This is a genomic window from Halioxenophilus aromaticivorans (genome assembly GCF_042850945.1).
Lineage (GTDB): Bacteria > Pseudomonadota > Gammaproteobacteria > Pseudomonadales > Cellvibrionaceae > Halioxenophilus > Halioxenophilus aromaticivorans.
This window is the reverse complement of record NZ_AP031496.1, coordinates 2,438,109-2,456,534: the sequence shown is the minus strand read 5'-3', so window position 1 is coordinate 2,456,534 and position 18,426 is coordinate 2,438,109. Positions and strand designations below refer to the sequence as shown.

The following is an 18,426-nucleotide window of genomic DNA, read 5'->3' as shown; positions in this document are numbered from 1 at the left end:
TTTCGCAGGTAGTTGCCGATGCGTAGGATCGAATAAGATATTCAAGGAAGCCCGTTAAGAGTCTACAAGCACTAACACTACAACAGCCAATAACAAAAAACTCCGGGAGGCAAACGCCTCCCTTTTTGTTGCTGCTCGGCATACAATTGTGGCCTCGGGCCGCAGCAAAGGCCCTTGGTTGTGCTCACCCTGTCACCAACTGGATGAGCGCTATAGATAACCTGGTAGCCAGCAGTATGAGCCAAGCAACCCCCACCAGCAGTGAGCTTATTCACTGGCAACAACAATGGCAGGCTGATGTTGTACAGCATTTCACCGACGCACGCCTGCGCGTAGACCGCGTGTACGCCGAGCATTTTGCCTCGCTTAAAGCAGTCTATCATCGGCACTGGCGCCATCGTGGCGACGTTCCCAAGGATTTACTCAACCTACCCCGGGCTCTGTGGCGCTTGGTCAGTGCTCCTATACGCAAAAACCAGCCGCAGTCTCAACCGGCGCCCACCGGCAAAGAAATGGCTTTGATTGAGGTCATCAACACCGATTTGTTGGCCATGCCAGAGCTGCAAGCTAAGTTTCATCAACAACTGAAGAGCCACCCCAACTACCAAGGCGAGGCACTGCAAGAGCTGGAAGCCCTACTGAAAAACCTAAGCCCAGAAGAAGCCCACGAAAAACTGCAAATTGCGGTAGAACGATTGCGCTTGAGCCACGAAGGCACCCGGGATTTATTTTTGTTTGTATCGCTGGGGTTACTGAGCCGAAGTTTAGCGGATAAGGTCGCCTTTGGCGGGGCCGCCGCGGTGGGTTCTAGCTTGGCTACCAGCGCTTACCTCAGCCAAAAATCCTTCCTTGGTGCGCTTTGGGCCGGCTGGTTTGGCGCACCTAGCTGGGTGGCCACCGCCGGTGCCGTAGGCGGTATTGGCCTGGTCATATTGGCCACACCGGTTATCTCTCCACTAACCGAAACTGGTATTAATCGGCTACGAGCGAAAAAGATTTTGCGTAACATTGTTGATGAAACCGAAACCCAAGTACGCCATGCCAAATTTGATATAGGCAGCTCCGCTGGGCAAATTGCCACGTACATGCAAATGCTGCCAGATATCGTACAGCTGCTAAAACAACTGCGATAACCGGCGCCGGGCTTCGGTGCAAGCCTACAGCTCGGCAGCAACTCGGCCAGGCCACGCGCCTATACAAACGCCTTTACAATCGCAACTTCAATCTCCACTACACCCAGCAACCCACGCCATTAAATGACCAGCGCTAGCTGTGAATTTCGCGCAGTACCAAACCCGGCGGTACGGTAACCACTTTACGGCAGGCCAGCGCACCTAGGGCGCCAACACTGGCGCTGGCCAAGAGTGGCCCTACCAGCCACACCCAGGGGTGTAAAACCACTTGTTGTTCAAACACCAGCACGCGTAGGGCTACCATCAGTACCTCGCAGCTTATCACCGCCATAATTCCAGCGCACAGACCCAGCAGCGAGAACTCCAACCACAAGCTGCCCACAATGACTCTCTTACTGCTGCCCAACGCGCGTATTAGGCTGGTTTCGTGCAAGCGATTAGTCATACTGGCATTTACTGTGGCCACCAAAACCAACACGCCGCCTAAAATAACCACCCACAACACCAGCTCAATACCCTGCCCCACCTGGTCTATAATGGTTTTTATGCGGTCGATAATTCTATCGACTTCAATCACAGAAATGGTTGGGTAGGTGCGAATTAAATTAGGAATAAATTCACTGTCTCGTTTATCCACATAGGCGCTGGCTAGGTAACTGGGGGAATAATCCGTTAATGCACCAGGAGAAAATAAAAAATAAAAGTTGGGGGTAAGCGCGTTCCAATCAACGCTGCGAATGCTGGCAACGGTTGCGGTAAGTTCCAAGCCACCGATGCTGTAGCGCAACCGATCGCCCACGCTAAGCTCCAATTCCTTGGCAGTATCTTCCTCTACCGAAACCCCGTAGCCCTCGCCTTGCCAATGGTCCCACCATTGGCCATCCAAAATTTTGTTGTCCGCCGGCAATTCCTCCGCCCAACTTAGGTTAAGCTCGCGCCGCAGAGTGTTGGATTTTGGCCGATCCTGCTCTTGGTACATATAGTCATTACGCGCCACCAGCCTTGCCAAAATAATCGGGTACAGTGGGCTTAAACGGTAGTCACTGGCGGCGAACAGCTCGCGCACTGGCCCAGCCTCGGACTGGGCGATATTAACCAAGAAATGGTTGGGCGCATCCTCTGGTAGTTGCATGCGCCATTCATCGATTAAGCTCGTGCGCACTAAAAACATGACCAACAGCAACATAAATGCGGTGGAGAACACCACCAACTGCGTGATGCTGTGTTTACCGTTGCGCATTAAATTGGCCACCGCTAGTCGAAAAATACTGCCGGCCCTGGCACCAATTCTTTGTGTGCCGCGCAAAAGCACCAGCCCCGCTAACATGGCCAGCAAAGCAATAACAATAATGCCCACCACAACGGTTAGCGTGAGTTTTACATCGCCGCTGTATAAACCAATGATGACAATAATCGCCGCCAAACCAAAACTCGCCTGGGAAAGCAGGCCAATATGCGCCATCTCTACACTACTGCGAAAAATCCGCACCGGCGACAGCGCAGGCAATGGCCAGAGCGGTGGCAAGGCAAAGCACACCAAGGTAAGAATGCCGGTAGCAACACCTATGATGTAGGGCTGCACGCCACTGCTAACAAACTCGACGTTAAACAGCCCCGCCACACTGGCGGCAATAATACGATGCAATAGGTCGCCCAACACTAGGCCTACGGCGGTAGCCAACAAGCCCAGCACCACGATTTGACCAAAATACAAAGTGCGCACTAACCGCGCCGAGCAGCCAAGACTTTTTAATAACGCTACGCTGTCTTGCTGCACCCGGGCGAATTGCTGGGCCGCTATGGCCACCGCAACCCCCGCCAGGAGCACACCCACCATGCCGGCCAACATTAAAAAGCTTTTACCACGCACCAAGGCTTGGCTAACGTTACGCTGGGATTCCTGCAGGGTTACCCACTCGTAGTGGTCTCCCAGTTGTGGTTTTATCCAGCTTTCAAACGCCTCCAGGGGGCCTTCTTCGCCGGCAATTAACCACTTATAGGTTATTCTACTGCCTGGCTGAATCACCTCGGTGGCGGCCACATCCGCTGCGTTCATTAGGATGCGCGGGCCCGTCATGCTAAAGCCTTGGCTGCCATCGGGCTCGTGCACCACCACTTTACTCACGGTGAATTCGCCATTGCCAATGGCAACCTGCCCGCCCAGCTCTATGCCCAGCATGGGTAACAGTGTGGAATCAACCCACACGGTACCGGCGGCTGGCTGCTCTAGAGTGATGGCCACTTCACTGGCCGGGGGGAAGGCTTGCTCACTGATTTCCAAATCGCCGCGCAGCGGGTATCCCGCCTCCACCGCCTTTACTGAGGCCAGCGTCATCTCATCTTCGGCGAACGCCATAGAGGCAAATTCGATAATGCCACTTTGCTGCACGTCGAACTGTTGGGCTTGCTCGCGCCATTGTTCGGGTATGGCAAAACGGCTCACCACCTGCCGGTCTGCCGCCAAATAGCCATTGCTCTGCCGGCTGATGGAGCGATCCATGCGATCGGCAAATACCGCGATGGCAGTAACCACGGTGACCGCCAGAATCACCGCCGTAGATAGAATTCTTAGCTCGCCGCTGCGCCAATGCCGCCACAGCAGTTTGAGCGCCAGCCAAGCCGATTTGTGAGCCGCGATCATGGAGCAACCACCTGCCCGGCTTCCAACCGAATTTGCTGCTGGCACCGATCGGCCAGCCGCTGCTCGTGGGTAACCATCACAAGCGTAGTATCCAATTCCTGATTCAGGCCAAACAACAAATCGATGATTTTAGCGCCGGTGGCGCTGTCTAAGTTGCCGGTGGGTTCGTCGGCAAACAGAATTTTAGGTTCACTGGCAAACGCTCGGGCGATGGCCACACGCTGCTGCTCGCCGCCCGATAACTGTTTAGGATAGTGCGCCAAGCGCTGCTGCAAACCAACCCGGGTCAGGTATTCCCGGGCCTTGTCGGCGGCGTTTGCGTCTCCCTGTAGCTCCAGGGGCAACATAACGTTCTCCATGGCGGTGAGGCTGGCCAACAATTGAAAGGACTGAAACACAAATCCCACGGATTGCGCCCGTACCCTGGCACGGCCGTCCTCATCCAGGGCGGTAAGCTCTTCGCCAACCAACTGAATAGAGCCAGCTGTGGGCACGTCTAGCCCGGCCAGTAACGCCAATAGAGTTGATTTACCAGAGCCCGAGGTACCCACTATGGCAGTGGTACTGGCGGGTTCAATGGCAAGGTTGATATTGCTGAGGATAGTGAGTTCCTCGCCAGCAAGACGCACAGTCTTACTGACGTTGGTAACGTGAATGATGGGCAAACTTTCTCTCCTGGTGATACTTGCTGCGGTGCGCTATAGCGCCAGCATGTCGCTGGCCGATGGGATAGATATACGGGAACTTTTACCCTCTACGACCACTCATTGACGCACGATTGACGATTTTTATCCATGTAAGATGACAAACTCAAAACACTCCTATCGCCGCCGCCCCTTTGCACCGGGCTTTATGATTGTCTTCACAACAGCCCTACTGTTGGCTATTGGTCTCGCACCGGCCTCTCAGGCAGATACTGATGCTCCAAACAACGCATTAATCGTGTTGGGTGACAGCATCAGTGCGGGCTATGGTATTGACGTCGAAAAGGGCTGGGTTCGTTTACTGGCCGATAAAATTTCCCAAGCGGGATTTGATACCAGCGTGGTCAATGCCAGCATCAGCGGTAACACCACCGCCGATGGCTTAACCAGGCTGCCGCAGTTGCTGGCTACCCACCAGCCGGCGATAGTGGTGGTAGAGCTGGGCGGCAACGATGGCCTTCGGGGCCATCCGCTGAAAAAGATGCGAGATAACCTGCAGCGCATCGTAAACTTAAGTGAATCCGCTGGCGCCAGAGTGCTGCTGCTTGGCATAGAAATACCGCCCAACTATGGCCAACGCTACACCGACGAGTTCCGGGCCAGCTTTGCGCAAATAGCCGGGACGAACGATCTCGCATTTGTACCGTTTATTTTAAGAGACATCGCACTGAACAGTGATTTAATGCAGAAGGATGGTATCCACCCAACCCAAGCAGCCCAAAGGCAATTGGTGGATATTGTTTGGCCGAGTTTACAGCCGATGCTAGAGGCTACAGCCAGCCAAAACTGACTTACCGCGACTAGAGCTTTTTAAGAGGGCTTTTTGAACAGGGCTTTTTTTAACCGGAACGTGTGAACATAGCTTTTTGAATAGCGCTTACTGACAGCACTGTTTGACTGGGTAAGCCCGCACTTTGGCTGAGCTAAATTTGCCGGCGCCAGCTCTACATAACTAAGGGCTTGTATCACTAAGCGCTTGCATCGATGAGCCCGTTTATTCAGGCAAAGGCGTTTGGGTAAGAGCCCAGGCGAAGATAAGGTTTAAAAATAATATTTGAAAGCTACGCCGTAACCGCGCCGGTGTACATATCGTTAGTAGCGATATCGGCCACTACGGAATAGCAGCTATGATTTAACGCCCAGGATAGCGTCTGCTGCCAGCGTTCGGCTTTCTCGTGATCGCTGCTGTAGGCCCACAGATCAACCACCAAAGGCTTAGGCGGTTGTTCTCCGGCACCGCCAGATTCCACCCAAGCTTTTTTTAATTTGGAATACACTTTATTCCACATTAGAGGATTCGGACAAATCTCTTGCATTTCCCCAGCTCCTATCTCAGCCAATGTTTCTATCTCGTGTTATCGCAAAAATCGGCGTGAATATTAATATGAGCAAGAAATGTTGTGAAGCCCCAAGATTATGCTACACAGGTGATAAAACTCGGCCAAAACACAGCGTTTATGGCAAAAAAATGACAATTCCCCTGATGACTCAAAGGCCTACGGGCCTATTAGAAAATTCACTTTAACAAAAACTTAAACGAATTTTTTTTAAAAAATTTTTAACCCAAAATCCACCAGATAAGCAATGGCTATACGTTAAAAATACACTGGATATCCAACGCATTGCCGCTGTTATTCTTTTGGATTTAACAGTGTCTGTCGCAAAGCTTTGGCGTAGTTTTGTAAGCGGGTGGTGTTTTCTGGACCCATGCGAATCAACTGTTTCTCCAGTGCCGGCAGCGATTCAATGCCCTCATCCACAAAAGTATAGTTCACCGACTTTGCAGTCAATTCTATGGAACCCGGAAATATAGGCGCGGCGATGATGCGGTCGAGCACTCGGATAATAGTATTGTCCATTTGTTCTGGGTCGTAGCCCATTTGGCCATAGGCCTGTTCAAACAGGGGGCGGAATCGATGGAAGCCCGCGCTTAGCTGTTGGGCATCAAGGCTAACGATGGTTTCAACCAATCCGTTGTAGCGTTCATAACCCTGCTCAGAGACGTAATAATTGGCTCCTCGCTGCTCCACAGGGAACTTGCCTTTCGGCGGTTTAAAGCCAATAACCCCTTTAATCACCTTGCCTTGGGCGGCGCCATCAAACACCGTAATCCAGCGCTGTAATAAATTGCTGGTTTGCCACAGAAGCTGGTAGTCGGTATCGGCGGACAGCTCACCAAAATAGGCTTTAATGTCTGGGTCACTGTCTTCTAGGTTAGGAATACTGGGTTCAGGCAGCGATGCAGGCTCGGTTGGTTCCCGGTAGGCCTCGGCGCTTTCTACATTAGTTTGGGCTTCTGGCGTCGGCTCCGGTGGCGCCACTTCCGGCTCTGGGGCCAATTCCGGGATATCTGGCGCATCAGCCAATTCCGGCTGGGTCGTTATGGGTTCTGCCGCTTGCACTGCATCGGCATCCAAGTTGAAACTATCGTATTCAGAGCCGCCATCGGTAGGCCGCATCACCCACCACACACAAAGGCCCACTATAACCACCACAGCGATGACACTAAGCCAAACCAGTGCTGGGTTTTCTTTCGATTCCGTGTGGTCTCCAATTCGCTCTGGCATAACGCTCCTCTGAATTTTGTGTGTCGCCGATAACCTTCGTCGATAACTTTCGTCGATATCCCTCTTTGCCTTTGTCGGCAACGTCGCGACTTTCTGTAGTGGCCATAGATGCCTATTCTGGCCCTATATGCCTATAGTGGCCAAAGATGCCTGACGATTAACTGAACAGACTGCTGGCCACGGTATTCGTTCACATCCAACTGGTACACCAAATGCACCCGTTGCGCCTCGCTATTGGGCCATTGTTCTACATCCACGCTAAAGGCAATAGCATCCAGCGTACACTGGCTATCGGTCACCGGGGCCACCACCATTTTCAGATGACGCCCGCCCACGATACGCTGGCTCACGAGGATAAATTCGCCATCAAACACCGGCTCTGGAAACGCCTGCCCCCAAGGGCCAGCAGCGCGGATGGCCTCTGCTAAGGGTAAATTAAAATCCCCGGTGGCGAGTTCACCATCGGAGTAAATCACCTCGTTGAGTTCATCCTGGGTGAGTTTGTTGCGCACGGCTTGATCAAACGCTTGGCTAAAACGGTCAAAGTCTGCACTGCGGATACTCAAACCCGCAGCCATGGCGTGGCCGCCAAATTTAATGATTAAACCAGGGTTTTGGCTCGCCACCGCATCCAAGGTATCGCGAATGTGCAAGCCAGCAATGGACCGGGCTGAGCCTTTAATCTGCTCCCCACCCTCGGCATCTGCAAAGGCGATTACCGGCCGGTGAAAGCGCTCTTTGATACGCGAAGCCACAATACCCACCACACCTTGATGCCATTGCGGTTTATACAAACTCAGGCCCCAGGGGGTGTCCTCCGGTGATGAGAAATCAACATCGGCTAAATCAGCCAATGCCTCTCGCTGCATCCCGACCTCTATTGCTCGGCGATCTTGGTTTAAATCATTTAACGCCTGGGCCGCCTCCCGAGCCTCCACAATGCTATCCGTTAACAGGCAGCGGATGCCTATGCTCATGTCATCCAAGCGGCCGGCAGCATTGAGGCGTGGGCCAACAATAAAGCCCATATCCGAGGCCGAAACCCGGCTAGGGTTACGGCCAGCGGTTTCCAACAGCGCCAATATACCGGGCCGCGCCCGCCCTGCTCTAATACGGTTTAAGCCTTGGTAAACCAAGGTGCGATTGTTGGCATCCAGCGGGACCAGATCCGCCACCGTGCCCAGGGCCACCAAATCCAAGTATTCCCCCATGTTGGGCTCAGGCAGGCCTTGCTCGGCAAACCAACCCTGGCTGCGCAGGCGTGAACGCAACGCCGCCAGCACGTAAAAGATAACGCCCACACCGGCAAGGTTTTTGGTAGGGAACTCACAGCCCGGTTGGTTTGGGTTTACCATTGCCGCCGCCTGTGGCAAAACCTGCCCGGGCAAGTGATGATCGGTAACCACTACCTTAATACCTAAGCTATTGGCCCGAGCCACACCATCCACACTGGAAATACCGTTATCCACAGTGACGATCACATCCGGGCTACTCTCTGCAGCCACATCCACAATCTCTGGCGTAAGGCCGTAGCCGTAATCAAACCGGTTGGGCACCAAATAATCCACCTGCACAGCCCCCATGGCCTGCAAAGCAGACACCGCCAAGGCCGAGCTGGTGGCACCATCGGCGTCAAAATCGCCCACAATCAGTATTCTTTGTTGCTGGGTCACCGCCGCTGCCAACAAATCCAACGCCGCCGGCAGCCCTTTTAAATCCGCAGGTTTAACCATGTTAGCGAGTTGGTAATCTAGCTGGGTGCCGTCGGAAACACCTCGGCCGGCGAACACGCGCTGTAATACGGGGGGAAGATGCGACAGATGCGCCTGGGCGTGATCACTCACCGCCCGGCGTTTTATGGTTTTACTCATATTGACCCTGGCTATTGTGCAGCCTGCCAGTGTGCCTACAGAGCCCCCGGCGAGCAAGCGCCATTTTGGCCATCTGTTTCAACGAAGATGGGTAGTTTCAACAAGGGTTTAGCGATGGAACTGGCGTTAACAGTGGAGAATCAGCAGCCAACCAATCAGGGGGCCACCGCTGCCAGAGCCTGTACATCACCCGCCACAATTAAGGCCAAGTGCTGGCTAATATGGCTGATGGGCCAATCCCACCAGGCTAGCGCACACAGCTGCTCAATTTGCTCCGCCGTAAAACGCGTTTTAATCGGCTGGGCGGGATTGCCCCCCACGACGGTGTAGGGTTCCACATCGGCCACCACCACGGAACGTGCAGAAATGATAGCGCCATGGCCAATGGTGACACCGGGCATAATTAACGCGTCGTATCCTATCCACACATCGTTACCGATAACGGTATCGCCCTTATAGGGCAAGTCGCCGGGCTGCGGTGCTACCTTTTCCCAATCCCCACCAAATATTTGAAATGGATAGGTCGATACCCCGGTTAATTTGTGGTTGGCACCATTCATAATAAATTTAACGCCACGAGCAATCGCACAAAATTTACCAATAATGAGCTTATCGCCAATAAAGGGAAAATGGTAAAGCACATTACGCTCAAAGTTTTCTGAGTCTTCTGGGTCGTCGTAGTAGGTGTAATCACCAATAAGAATATTCGGGTTCCGCACGGTGTTTTTAATAAAACACACCTGGGGAAAACCGTCCATGGGATGTGGATTGGCTGGGTCAGGACCAGTCATAAAAGCGCCCTCGGGTAAGCGTAACCGCTGCCAGAGATTGATAGCAGCGTAACAAAAACGCTTAGACAGCAAAGCTGCTTAGTAGGTTTACCACGGCCTAGCCATTATGATCAAACACGCAATTGTAGCTATCGTCGTGCTCGGCCACTAAGGTAATGCGACGATTGCTGCCCGATTGCGAGCGCACTTCCTCTAAGTGTACGTAGGGGATCTCGTCTAAGGCGGCGCTGAATTCGCTATAGGGCACATGGCTAAATTGCGGTGGCGAGAAATAGGTATCGTTGCTTTGGTTACGCGCGCTCACTTGCTGAATATTTGGCAAGCTGCCGTAGTAATCGGCCAAATTGGTAAAAGAATTAAACGAGGTAAATTCCATTACCACCAACGTTGGGTCAGACATATGGGGGCGCACTTCAATAACCACGCAATCTGGGCAAATAGGCACGGTTATTTGGTGAGCCTTGGGCATATTGCAGGTTAAGCCTGGCAAGCGTGAGCCGAACCAAACATTGGAGCTGATAACCGGGCCGTAGTCGTTTTTATCGAGTAAAACTTGGCTGTGTGCCAACCAAGGAGCACAGGCCGCCAATAATGCAACTAAATAGATTCGACAAACCGCCGCCACTTTACTCAATGTTGTAAGCCCTCTCAGAAAAAACACAGTGTCCAAAAACACCCTAACCCCAAAATACAACATCCGAAACCACAGTGAGAAATTAAACGCTATTGCGCCCACAAGCGCTGTAAAACCACCAATAGAAACGTAAAAATTATTAACCAGCTTGTATAAAAAACATGTGGGTAAACGTTAATAGGTTTACAAAATGTCAGTGTAAGTTAACGTTTGCTTTACTCAGGCAAACCATAACAATTTGCAGCAATCATTTGAGAGGCAATTACCCAAAACCTCGACCAAAGCACACAACTTTACATAGAGACAGGAATAATTAGGACAGGATTACGGTGCGGAATACGTAAAAGAATATGCAATAGAACAGGTATGATAGCCATTAACGATAAACGGCAATAGGGTGACTCAAGGTTTCAAGCTGCACCAAATCGATTGCCGGGCCAAAAATCGCCCGAAGATTAGGCACTGTAATGGTGCTGGCCGTGGTGCCACTGGCCGTCAGCGCGCCCTGATTAACCAACAAGCTATGGCTTGCATAGCGCAGCGCCAGGTTAACATCGTGCAAAACCACCATCACCACCAGGCCATTACTGCCGGCGGTTTGCGCCACCAACTGCTGCAGCAATTGCATCATCTTATGTTGGTAGGGAACATCCAAAGCCGCCACGGGTTCGTCCAACAACAAAAGCCGGGTGTGGCTGGGTTGATCTTCTATGCCGGGCAGCAGTTGCGCATAAACCCGGGCCAGTTGCACCCTAGCTTGCTGGCCACCGCTGAGCTGGGTGTATTCCAGCGGCCAAAGCTCGGCTAAATCAAAAGTGTTAATGAGACTTTTCAGCAGCGCAGACTTACGCTGGACAGTTAGTGGCCAACTCAACAAAGCCAGCTCCACCACCTCGCTCACCAACAGCGGAAATTGCAACAAAGACTGCTGCGGTAACATGGCAATAGTGTGGCTGAGCGCACTGCGGTAGCGGCGTCTGTAATCCACCGGTTTAGTGTCAATAAGCACCTGCCCTGTTGCTGGAACTTGGCCTGCCAACGCCTTAAGCAGAGTCGATTTGCCGGCGCCATTGGGCCCTAAAATCGCCCATAACCCTGGCCTAAACTGTTGGCTGATTGGAGCCAATAAATCGGCCCGGCCTTGGGCCGGCACCGCTAGGTTGTGCAACTGTAAACCCGGCTCTAGTGGCGCCATTGCCCAGCCCCTTGAGAAAACACCAACAACCATAAAAATAACGGCGCACCGACCAAGGCGGTAATAATACCCACCGGCAAAATTATGGGCGGTATTAAACTGCGCGAGACAATATCGGCCAACACTAACATTAACGCGCCACCAACGGCGGCACAGGGCATCAAGTAACGATGATTAGGCCCAACCAACAAACGGGCGCAATGTGGAGCCAACAAACCCACAAAGCCAATAACCCCCGCTACGGCCACCGTGGCCGCACAGGCCAAGGCAACCCAAGTAATCACTTTCAGTTTTACGCGCGCCACCGCAACGCCCATCAATTGAGCGTCTGCTTCGCCCAGCAAGAATGCGTTAAGCGATTCAGCCGCTGCCAGCAAACGCCACAGGCAAGTTGCACAACACAACAATAACACCGCCACCAACCACCAGGAATTGGGTTGTAAACTGCCCATTTGCCAAAGGCTTACTTGGCGTAGGTTTTGATCATCGACTAAGTATTTTAAAACACTGGTCGCCGCGCCTACTAAAGCCGTAATGGCAATACCGGCCAGCAACATAGTAATTACCGAGCGCCCTGCTCCCACCAGGGCCGGCTTGGCCACGGCATACACCAAGGCCACCACGGCCAACGCCGCCACAAACGCACAGAGGATTTGTAACAGCGGCAATACCGAAGCAGCAATGGCCCAATGGGCACCGGCGACAATGGCCAGCGCTGCGCCAAGGGATGCCCCGGCACTAACGCCAATAATGGATGGATCTGCCAGAGGGTTACGAAATAAACCCTGCAACGCCGCCCCGCTGCCGCCCAAAGCGGCACCCACGGCCACAGCGGTGAGGACTCGAGGCAACCGTAGCTGCAAAATAATATTGCTTTGGGAAGGGTTAACACCATCGCCACCAAACAGCAGCGACCACCATTGGCTAAACGGTATCTCCACTGGCCCGTGATTTAAATCGAGCCAAGCGCTAACCAACGTCAAAGCAACCAACAATGGCAACAGCCAACGCCGCCAAAACGCGTAACGGCTAGCAGGAGCGGTTTCGCTGGTTGGCTTATCAATGGTTGGGTTAGAACCGGTTGGTTTAGCCCTAACTTGGTTAACTTGGGGCACGGCTAGTAATCAACGCCCTTGCGCGCCTTAATGCCGCTGTTAAAGGCGTGTCTAATATCTTTTACCTCAGACACGGTATCGCAAATGGCTTTAAGTTCAGAGCCACCGCCACGCCCGGTAATCACCACACTCTGGTGCGCAGGGCGCTGTTGAATAGCATCTATAATTTGATCTTCCGCCAGGTAATCGAAAGCCAACATGTAGGTAAGCTCGTCAAGCACCACCAAATCGTATTGCCCATCGCGCAGTGCTGCCAGGGCTAGTTGCCAAGTGGCAACCGCCGCTGCTTGGTCGCTGTCGCGGTTTTGCGTATCCCAGGTAAAGCCGGTGCCCATCTGGTGAAAAGCCACTTCGGGTAAATGGTTTTTAACAAACAACTCCTCGCCGGATAATTGCTCGCCTTTTATAAACTGAATAACCACCACTTTTTGGCCATAGCCCAGGGCCCGCATCACCATGCCAAACGCCGAGCTGGTTTTGCCTTTGCCGTTACCGGTTAACAACACCACAACGCTCTGCTCGGTTTGCGCCTGAGCAATATTGGCATCTACCTTTTGCTTGGTTTTTTCCATAGCACGCTGGTGTTTTTGCGCTTTACTGTCGTTGGTGTTGCCTGGTACATCGCTCATAGTGAGACCTATAATGGGCAGTAGCTTGCGATTATGTCTGCTAAAACGGCGTCTGCGGTTTTAGAGTGAGAAAATCAAGCCAGGGTTTAGCCTGGTTTTATTTCTGATCCTACAATTTTAACTTCAAACTTCTGGCCCAGGGCATTCAGGTGTAAGCCCAGCGCCAGAGCCTTGTTTTAAATAACCGAATTAGAAGTTTAACTGCAACCCTAAGTAACTCTGACGGCCGGCCACGCGGTAATTTCTGGCGGGCTGGTAGTCGTCGTCCAGTAGGTTTTCAATATTTAAGGTTAGCTCTACCAACGGAGAAAATGCATAACGCACCGATAAATCCACCAGCTCGTAATCGTCTAACGCCTCGCCATCTATGCCAATGGCGTCGTTAACAATTCGCGCATTGGCAAATACGCGCAGCGAATCCATTGGCGAAACCACAACGCCAATGTTGGCAATATGCTCTGGCCGGCGCACACGGTTATCGCCGGCATTGGTTTCCGTATCGTTGTAGGTGTAGTTTGATTTAATACTCACACTATCCGAAACCGGAACAATCGCCTCTAGCTCCACGCCAGTGGATTTAGACTCGCCCATGGCTTGTGCATAGGTGTAGGTAAATAAATCAAAAATAATTTCGTCTTCAATGGTTTGTTTAAAAGCCGTCGCCGCTAAACGCAGGCCGGCGTTGCTAAACCACTGCACGCCAACATCCAGGCCTTGGCTGTACTCTTCTTTTAACGGCGCGCTGCCTGGAGCCCATACTGCGTTGTAATCCTGCTCGTACAAGCTGGGCGCACGGAATCCGTTACCGGCAGAGGCTTTTAATTGCAGCTGGCCAGCATCGCTTTGCGCCAGCGTCCAATTGGCCGCAGCGCGGTAGCTCTCAATGTTGCCAAACTCTTCGTTGTCGTCCAGGCGGCCACCAATATGGTAATTAAACCCACCAATGGTTTGCGCCAGGGCCAAGTGGTAGCCGGTTTGATCGCGCTCTATTGCCGGGGTGGCTTGTTGCTCGTAATCCACACCGTAAATGATGGATAGCTGGTCGCCGATGGTGAAATCCGCCAAATACACCGCCCGCTCCACTTCGCCCTCATAGCTGTAAGAAAACGGCGCAAAGGTATCTCGGCTAATATCACTTTTGCTAAAGCTCAGCCCCTGGCGGGTAATATCGTTGTTGAAATCCACCGATACCAGCCCGGCTTTCATTTCGGATTCCGTCATGCAATTGCTTTCAACGTAGCCAAAAGAGCAGTTATCAAAATCGTTTTCGGCATCGTGCTGGCGGCCAACTGCGCTAATGCTCCAACCGCCACCCAGGTTTAACTGGCCCTTGGCGTGGTAGGTGGTGTTCTCGTAGCCATCGCGCTCGCCAGTGGTATCCAGGGCGAACACGTTGTAGCCATCGGTTTCTGTAGTAGAGCCAAACACAGCAAACTGCCCTACCTCGCCTCCCGCACCAACGGCAGCGCTAATACGCTGAAAACCATCGCTGCCCACCTTAGCACCCACATCACCTCCAAAACCCTGGCTAAAGTCGCGGCTGCTAACGCTCACCACACCACCGGCATCGGCACCAAACAGCATCCCCTGTGGGCCACGCAGAATTTCTACGCGCTTCAAAGCCGTGGCAGATAAATCATCCCACACAGGGGCCGTTTGGGGCTGAGACACATCGGAAACAGGCAACCCATCTATATAGAGGCGCGTGCGATAGGACTCCTCACCACGGATACGCACCGCCGTTTGGCTGCCATAGCCACCGGTACGCGTAATGGCCACGCCCACCTGGGTTGCCAAATGCTCAACCAAGGACTCATAGCCCTGGTCTTCAATATCCACCTCTGTTAACACAGAAATGCTGGTGCCTTGCTGGGTAATGGGGGTTGGCATACGCGTAGAGATAACAACAATCTCTTCTTCAAAGGTGCCGGTTTTAGCCGGTGATTCGGCCAACAAATTAGGGGAAATTGCACAACACAGAGCCAAACAACTTACCTGTGGCGCGGAAAACGGGAGAAATTTCATGGAAACCTCAATCTAAAGTGTGTGATTGAGGGAGGGAACAAGGCTGATTAAAAAAAAACAACCCGACGAAGCCCTCCGCTACATCGATCGAAAAATTCTTGGCTTAGGCCGGTATCGGGCTAGCAAGTGGCTAAAATGAGCAACCACAAGCACCGTTGCGGGGGCAGCGCTGAATCGCTTGGCAGACAAACCGCCAAAAACAGACTTCCCGTTTACCCTGCACCCTTACCAATTCGAGGAGGCTCGCTCACATTGGCAAGTGCAGGCACCTAAAGCAGGCGGCACAGTAGAGGTATTGTGTGGGTTGGTCAAGTTTTGGGAATAGTCTCGTCTTACTTGCTGGTGATAGGTAAAAAGCGACAACTTGGCGTTGATTTGGTATGTTCGTTATGTACACTTGAAAAGATAGTTGTAAATCAGCCACTTATGGGGTGTTAGGATTTTGGGGATATATGACACTTGTCGCGGTTACTTTTTAACCAGAGCCTTCGGTAACCCATGGTAATAGGGCTACCAAGTGAGGGAGTGCCAGCTATCTCAAGAAATATGGACATGGGATATATGAACGCCCGTCATCTATTAAAATGTTATATTTTTCAGGATCAGGAATGAAGGTATTCATTAGCCATACCAATGAAGATGCTCATATCGCCATAAAGATACGAAATTATTTGGTGCACAGCGATATCGACGTTTTCGACGATAAAGCTGATATCTCAATGGGGTCGAATTTAGCATCTTCAATTAATGAAGCGATTGATGCTTCAGATGCAGTTTTGTTCATTATCTCGAGAAACACCGATAAGAGCCGGTGGGTTCATCAAGAGATGTCACTTGCGATTAGCAATAAGCTAAACGGTAAATCTGTAAAGCTGATTCCAATAGTTGTAGAGAAAAACTCTGAGATTCCTTTTTTCTTAAAAGATTATCTATATTTAGATCTGTCCAGAGGTCAAGACTTCGAAACTGGAATGTCTAGGCTTATCGAAGGTTTGCGAAGTGATAAAAAAACGTCAATTCAACAGGATCTCGAAGCAAAAGTAACTAGCATAGAGATCGAAAAGGAGTTGCTTAAGATAAAAAGTCTTGAGCACGAAGAATTTAGAAAGTTTAAATCCCGTCAGATGTTTTTTATCGCAATGATTGCGACCTTGGTTTCATCTGTTGTTGTATCGATTGGTTTGCTGGGCTGGGTCGCAAAGATCGAGTACTCCAATTTTGAATGGATCATAGCTTTTCTTGTTGGCGCTATGGCTTCTATGCTCGGTTCTCTGCTTTACATGCGAAAAGATAGGCCTCATAAAGATGAGCTGGTGAGAAAAATTGACGAGCTCCACAATTCTCTAAAAGAGATGGAGGCTCGTCATGACAAATAATGAAGAGCTGAATCCCGTAATCCTTGAAAGAGCATCAGAACAACTGAGGCAAGAGAGAGAAACTTTCGATCAAGCTAAATCGCATGACCAATGGTGGTTTATATTGCGATTAGCAATGGGTTTTTCGTCAATAATTTTGCTTGTGGCTGTTATGGTTGTTTCGGTCTATATCCTATTCAACAACACTGATTTCCCTGAATTGGTTGTTACTTCAGCTGGCGCAGCGTTGTTTGTAGACGTACTAGGAATGCTAATTGGTGTGTGGAAAATTGCCCTAAATCCAAAGACTGTCTCCAAACTCCAACCAACAACGCAGTCGTCAATTCCGGATGTCGCTCCATGACAACAAAATATAACAATCAGCTGCAGCGGATCAATTTACGCTGCGCTCCAATTGCCCGCTGAGCTGGGCGTTAGGGCTGGTCGTAGTGCCCACCAATAGCGAAGATATAAATGGACTTATCATCGAAACGATATATCAAACGGTCTTTCTGCGAGATTCGTTTTGACCAAAGGCCCGAGAGGTTGTGCTTGAGTGGTTCAGGCTTGCCGAGGCCGGATGAAGGGTCATCAGATCGGAGCATTTCTTTTAATAATTCGCAGAGTGCTTTGTGCAGCCGTTTGTCTTTCTCGCGCATAGTTTCATACGCTTCCCAGGTATTGCCCTCAAATACCAGTGATCTCATTCATCTGCTCGTCAGTCGGCTTGTAGCCTTGTCCATGGGTATGGGTTTCAAGAGATTCGACAATTTGTTGCATGAGGTTCTTGCTTTGGAGTACGTGCAGGGTTTCCTGCTCTCTCTCCCAGTCTTCAGCGCTCATTACAACAAAAGCCTCCCCAGCTCGCCTAGTCACTTTAAGCGGTTCATGCCTGCTAACCACCTGTTCTACAACGCTTTTCAGGTTGTCCCTAAATTTATTTACGCTAATTGTGTCCATAAGGCCACCTTTATGTACGGAAATTCCGTACAACTATATACCATAGGCCCTAACAATGCCAAGCAGCATCAGTCGCTACGCTCCTTGGACAGCCTTGCTGTTACTTGTTTTGTGCATGGCTACGCCATTGTTGCACAAAACACCCCACATCAAGTCTGCCGCTGTTGGCGGCGTTACGTGTCATGAGTTATAAACCAAGTATCGCAGAAATTGTTGCAAAGTCTTTCGTGTATAGCATTCTGGCTATTGGCGGAATGATTGGAACTCTCGGAATGTCCGTGATGGTACTTGGTGGAAAGCACACGAGGGGTGAGGGGCAAAAAATTGTGGCAGCTAATCTCTGGGAGCTCGTAAATACACCTTACTTTGCAGTATTTACAATTGTAGTTTTGGCTGTATCCCTTTACTCAGCGGTTAAGGGGTATGTTCCTGCTTGGGCTAAATATACGGCATACACTTTGGTTGGTATTGCTTTAGCTCCTATTACAGCCTTCTATTTATTAGATCTTCTTGCTATTAAGCTCGGTTTTAAAAATGACCCCAGAGAAGAGTTAAAGCCAGATATTACTCCGGCTCAGAGAATGAAGGCATCCGGTGAGAAAAACACGTAACAAGGCCATCAAGTGGACGTCTTTTCCGTTGTTCGTTTTGTGGTTTAACGCTACGCTACCACAAAACGAACAACTCCAAAGCCGCAACTTATGGCGGCGTTATAAGTCTACGGTGGTTTTAGGGTTGGCAATCTGAACCATCGCAGTGATTCACAGCTAAGTATCCGTGCAATACCTGAGCCCCTTGGCGCGGTC

The 18,426-nt window shown here is 51.2% G+C and carries 18 protein-coding genes; 5 read left to right on the top strand and 13 right to left on the bottom strand.

Annotated features, from left to right (window positions below; translation table 11 throughout):
* The first annotated feature begins 236 nt into the window (after positions 1 to 236).
* A complete protein-coding gene (locus ACGHM3_RS10755) occupies positions 237 to 1,133 on the top strand; it encodes a hypothetical protein (protein ID WP_345416644.1) in 897 nt (298 codons plus the stop codon).
* 133 nt (positions 1,134 to 1,266) lie between these two features.
* Here ACGHM3_RS10755 and ACGHM3_RS10750 read toward each other — a convergent pair whose 3' ends face one another.
* On the bottom strand, positions 1,267 to 3,774 hold the full coding sequence (locus ACGHM3_RS10750) for an FtsX-like permease family protein (protein WP_345416647.1): 2,508 nt from the start codon (positions 3,772 to 3,774) through the stop codon (positions 1,267 to 1,269).
* Complete coding sequence (locus ACGHM3_RS10745) at positions 3,771 to 4,439, bottom strand: ABC transporter ATP-binding protein (protein ID WP_345416650.1); 669 nt, start codon at positions 4,437 to 4,439, stop codon at positions 3,771 to 3,773. The genes ACGHM3_RS10750 and ACGHM3_RS10745 overlap by 4 nt, the downstream gene beginning before the upstream one ends.
* 136 nt (positions 4,440 to 4,575) lie before the next feature.
* Here ACGHM3_RS10745 and ACGHM3_RS10740 point away from each other — a divergent pair, with 136 nt between their 5' ends.
* A complete protein-coding gene (locus tag ACGHM3_RS10740; protein WP_345416653.1) occupies positions 4,576 to 5,268 on the top strand; it encodes an arylesterase in 693 nt (230 codons plus the stop codon).
* 271 nt (positions 5,269 to 5,539) lie between these two features.
* On the opposite strand, the gene ACGHM3_RS10735 is transcribed toward ACGHM3_RS10740, so the two are convergent.
* The 9 genes from ACGHM3_RS10735 to ACGHM3_RS10695 form a co-directional block, all read right to left on the bottom strand.
* The gene (locus ACGHM3_RS10735) at positions 5,540 to 5,794 is read right to left on the bottom strand and encodes a hypothetical protein (protein WP_345416656.1); all 255 of its coding nucleotides are present in this window, start codon (positions 5,792 to 5,794) and stop codon (positions 5,540 to 5,542) included.
* 315 nt (positions 5,795 to 6,109) lie between these two features.
* Positions 6,110 to 7,045 carry a DUF3014 domain-containing protein gene (locus ACGHM3_RS10730; protein ID WP_345416659.1) on the bottom strand — a complete coding sequence of 312 codons (936 nt, stop codon included), beginning with the start codon at positions 7,043 to 7,045 and terminating at the stop codon, positions 6,110 to 6,112.
* 131 nt (positions 7,046 to 7,176) lie between these two features.
* The gene (gene recJ / locus ACGHM3_RS10725; RefSeq protein ID WP_345416662.1) at positions 7,177 to 8,916 is read right to left on the bottom strand and encodes a single-stranded-DNA-specific exonuclease RecJ; all 1,740 of its coding nucleotides are present in this window, start codon (positions 8,914 to 8,916) and stop codon (positions 7,177 to 7,179) included.
* A 155-nt stretch (positions 8,917 to 9,071) separates the two neighbouring features.
* Positions 9,072 to 9,707 carry a Vat family streptogramin A O-acetyltransferase gene (locus ACGHM3_RS10720; RefSeq protein ID WP_345416665.1) on the bottom strand — a complete coding sequence of 212 codons (636 nt, stop codon included), beginning with the start codon at positions 9,705 to 9,707 and terminating at the stop codon, positions 9,072 to 9,074.
* Positions 9,708 to 9,804: 97 nt separating this feature from the next.
* Positions 9,805 to 10,341 (bottom strand): hypothetical protein, encoded by a 537-nt coding sequence (locus ACGHM3_RS10715; RefSeq protein WP_345416668.1) that lies wholly within the window; start codon positions 10,339 to 10,341, stop codon positions 9,805 to 9,807.
* Positions 10,342 to 10,717: 376 nt separating this feature from the next.
* A complete protein-coding gene (locus tag ACGHM3_RS10710; RefSeq protein ID WP_345416671.1) occupies positions 10,718 to 11,536 on the bottom strand; it encodes an ATP-binding cassette domain-containing protein in 819 nt (272 codons plus the stop codon).
* Complete coding sequence (locus ACGHM3_RS10705) at positions 11,524 to 12,651, bottom strand: iron ABC transporter permease (protein ID WP_345416675.1); 1,128 nt, start codon at positions 12,649 to 12,651, stop codon at positions 11,524 to 11,526. The genes ACGHM3_RS10710 and ACGHM3_RS10705 overlap by 13 nt, the downstream gene beginning before the upstream one ends.
* A 2-nt stretch (positions 12,652 to 12,653) precedes the next feature.
* Positions 12,654 to 13,280, bottom strand: coding sequence for a cob(I)yrinic acid a,c-diamide adenosyltransferase (gene cobO / locus ACGHM3_RS10700; RefSeq protein WP_345416678.1), 627 nt, complete (start codon positions 13,278 to 13,280; stop codon positions 12,654 to 12,656).
* Positions 13,281 to 13,469: 189 nt separating this feature from the next.
* A complete protein-coding gene (locus ACGHM3_RS10695) occupies positions 13,470 to 15,305 on the bottom strand; it encodes a TonB-dependent receptor domain-containing protein (protein ID WP_345416681.1) in 1,836 nt (611 codons plus the stop codon).
* Positions 15,306 to 15,913: 608 nt separating this feature from the next.
* Between ACGHM3_RS10695 and ACGHM3_RS10690 the strand changes: the two genes are divergently transcribed.
* The gene (locus tag ACGHM3_RS10690; RefSeq protein ID WP_345416684.1) at positions 15,914 to 16,681 is read left to right on the top strand and encodes a toll/interleukin-1 receptor domain-containing protein; all 768 of its coding nucleotides are present in this window, start codon (positions 15,914 to 15,916) and stop codon (positions 16,679 to 16,681) included.
* A complete protein-coding gene (locus tag ACGHM3_RS10685) occupies positions 16,671 to 17,024 on the top strand; it encodes a hypothetical protein (RefSeq protein WP_345416687.1) in 354 nt (117 codons plus the stop codon). The genes ACGHM3_RS10690 and ACGHM3_RS10685 overlap by 11 nt, the downstream gene beginning before the upstream one ends.
* 70 nt (positions 17,025 to 17,094) lie before the next feature.
* Here the strand turns inward: ACGHM3_RS10685 and ACGHM3_RS10680 are convergent, their stop codons facing one another.
* Both ACGHM3_RS10680 and ACGHM3_RS10675 read right to left on the bottom strand, forming a co-directional pair.
* Positions 17,095 to 17,319, bottom strand: coding sequence for a Txe/YoeB family addiction module toxin (locus ACGHM3_RS10680; protein WP_390518082.1), 225 nt, complete (start codon positions 17,317 to 17,319; stop codon positions 17,095 to 17,097).
* A gap of 28 nt (positions 17,320 to 17,347) precedes the next feature.
* A complete protein-coding gene (locus ACGHM3_RS10675) occupies positions 17,348 to 17,620 on the bottom strand; it encodes a type II toxin-antitoxin system Phd/YefM family antitoxin (protein WP_345416717.1) in 273 nt (90 codons plus the stop codon).
* A gap of 182 nt (positions 17,621 to 17,802) precedes the next feature.
* On the opposite strand from ACGHM3_RS10675, the gene ACGHM3_RS10670 reads away from it, so the two are divergent.
* Positions 17,803 to 18,231 carry a hypothetical protein gene (locus tag ACGHM3_RS10670; RefSeq protein WP_345416720.1) on the top strand — a complete coding sequence of 143 codons (429 nt, stop codon included), beginning with the start codon at positions 17,803 to 17,805 and terminating at the stop codon, positions 18,229 to 18,231.
* The last annotated feature ends 195 nt before the right edge of the window (positions 18,232 to 18,426 follow it).

What these genes read in the sequence shown, in the direction of transcription:
- ACGHM3_RS10755 (WP_345416644.1), top strand. Translation starts at nt 237, where the DNA reads ATGAGCCAAGCAACCCCCACCAGCAGTGAGCTTATTCACTGGCAACAA.
- ACGHM3_RS10750 (WP_345416647.1), bottom strand. Translation starts at nt 3,774, where the DNA reads ATGATCGCGGCTCACAAATCGGCTTGGCTGGCGCTCAAACTGCTGTGG.
- ACGHM3_RS10740 (WP_345416653.1), top strand. Translation starts at nt 4,576, where the DNA reads ATGACAAACTCAAAACACTCCTATCGCCGCCGCCCCTTTGCACCGGGC.
- ACGHM3_RS10735 (WP_345416656.1), bottom strand. Translation starts at nt 5,794, where the DNA reads ATGCAAGAGATTTGTCCGAATCCTCTAATGTGGAATAAAGTGTATTCC.
- ACGHM3_RS10730 (WP_345416659.1), bottom strand. Translation starts at nt 7,045, where the DNA reads ATGCCAGAGCGAATTGGAGACCACACGGAATCGAAAGAAAACCCAGCA.
- recJ (WP_345416662.1), bottom strand. Translation starts at nt 8,916, where the DNA reads ATGAGTAAAACCATAAAACGCCGGGCGGTGAGTGATCACGCCCAGGCG.
- ACGHM3_RS10720 (WP_345416665.1), bottom strand. Translation starts at nt 9,707, where the DNA reads ATGACTGGTCCTGACCCAGCCAATCCACATCCCATGGACGGTTTTCCC.
- ACGHM3_RS10710 (WP_345416671.1), bottom strand. Translation starts at nt 11,536, where the DNA reads ATGGCGCCACTAGAGCCGGGTTTACAGTTGCACAACCTAGCGGTGCCG.
- cobO (WP_345416678.1), bottom strand. Translation starts at nt 13,280, where the DNA reads ATGAGCGATGTACCAGGCAACACCAACGACAGTAAAGCGCAAAAACAC.
- ACGHM3_RS10695 (WP_345416681.1), bottom strand. Translation starts at nt 15,305, where the DNA reads ATGAAATTTCTCCCGTTTTCCGCGCCACAGGTAAGTTGTTTGGCTCTG.
- ACGHM3_RS10690 (WP_345416684.1), top strand. Translation starts at nt 15,914, where the DNA reads ATGAAGGTATTCATTAGCCATACCAATGAAGATGCTCATATCGCCATA.
- ACGHM3_RS10685 (WP_345416687.1), top strand. Translation starts at nt 16,671, where the DNA reads ATGACAAATAATGAAGAGCTGAATCCCGTAATCCTTGAAAGAGCATCA.
- ACGHM3_RS10680 (WP_390518082.1), bottom strand. Translation starts at nt 17,319, where the DNA reads ATGCGCGAGAAAGACAAACGGCTGCACAAAGCACTCTGCGAATTATTA.
- ACGHM3_RS10675 (WP_345416717.1), bottom strand. Translation starts at nt 17,620, where the DNA reads ATGGACACAATTAGCGTAAATAAATTTAGGGACAACCTGAAAAGCGTT.
- ACGHM3_RS10670 (WP_345416720.1), top strand. Translation starts at nt 17,803, where the DNA reads ATGAGTTATAAACCAAGTATCGCAGAAATTGTTGCAAAGTCTTTCGTG.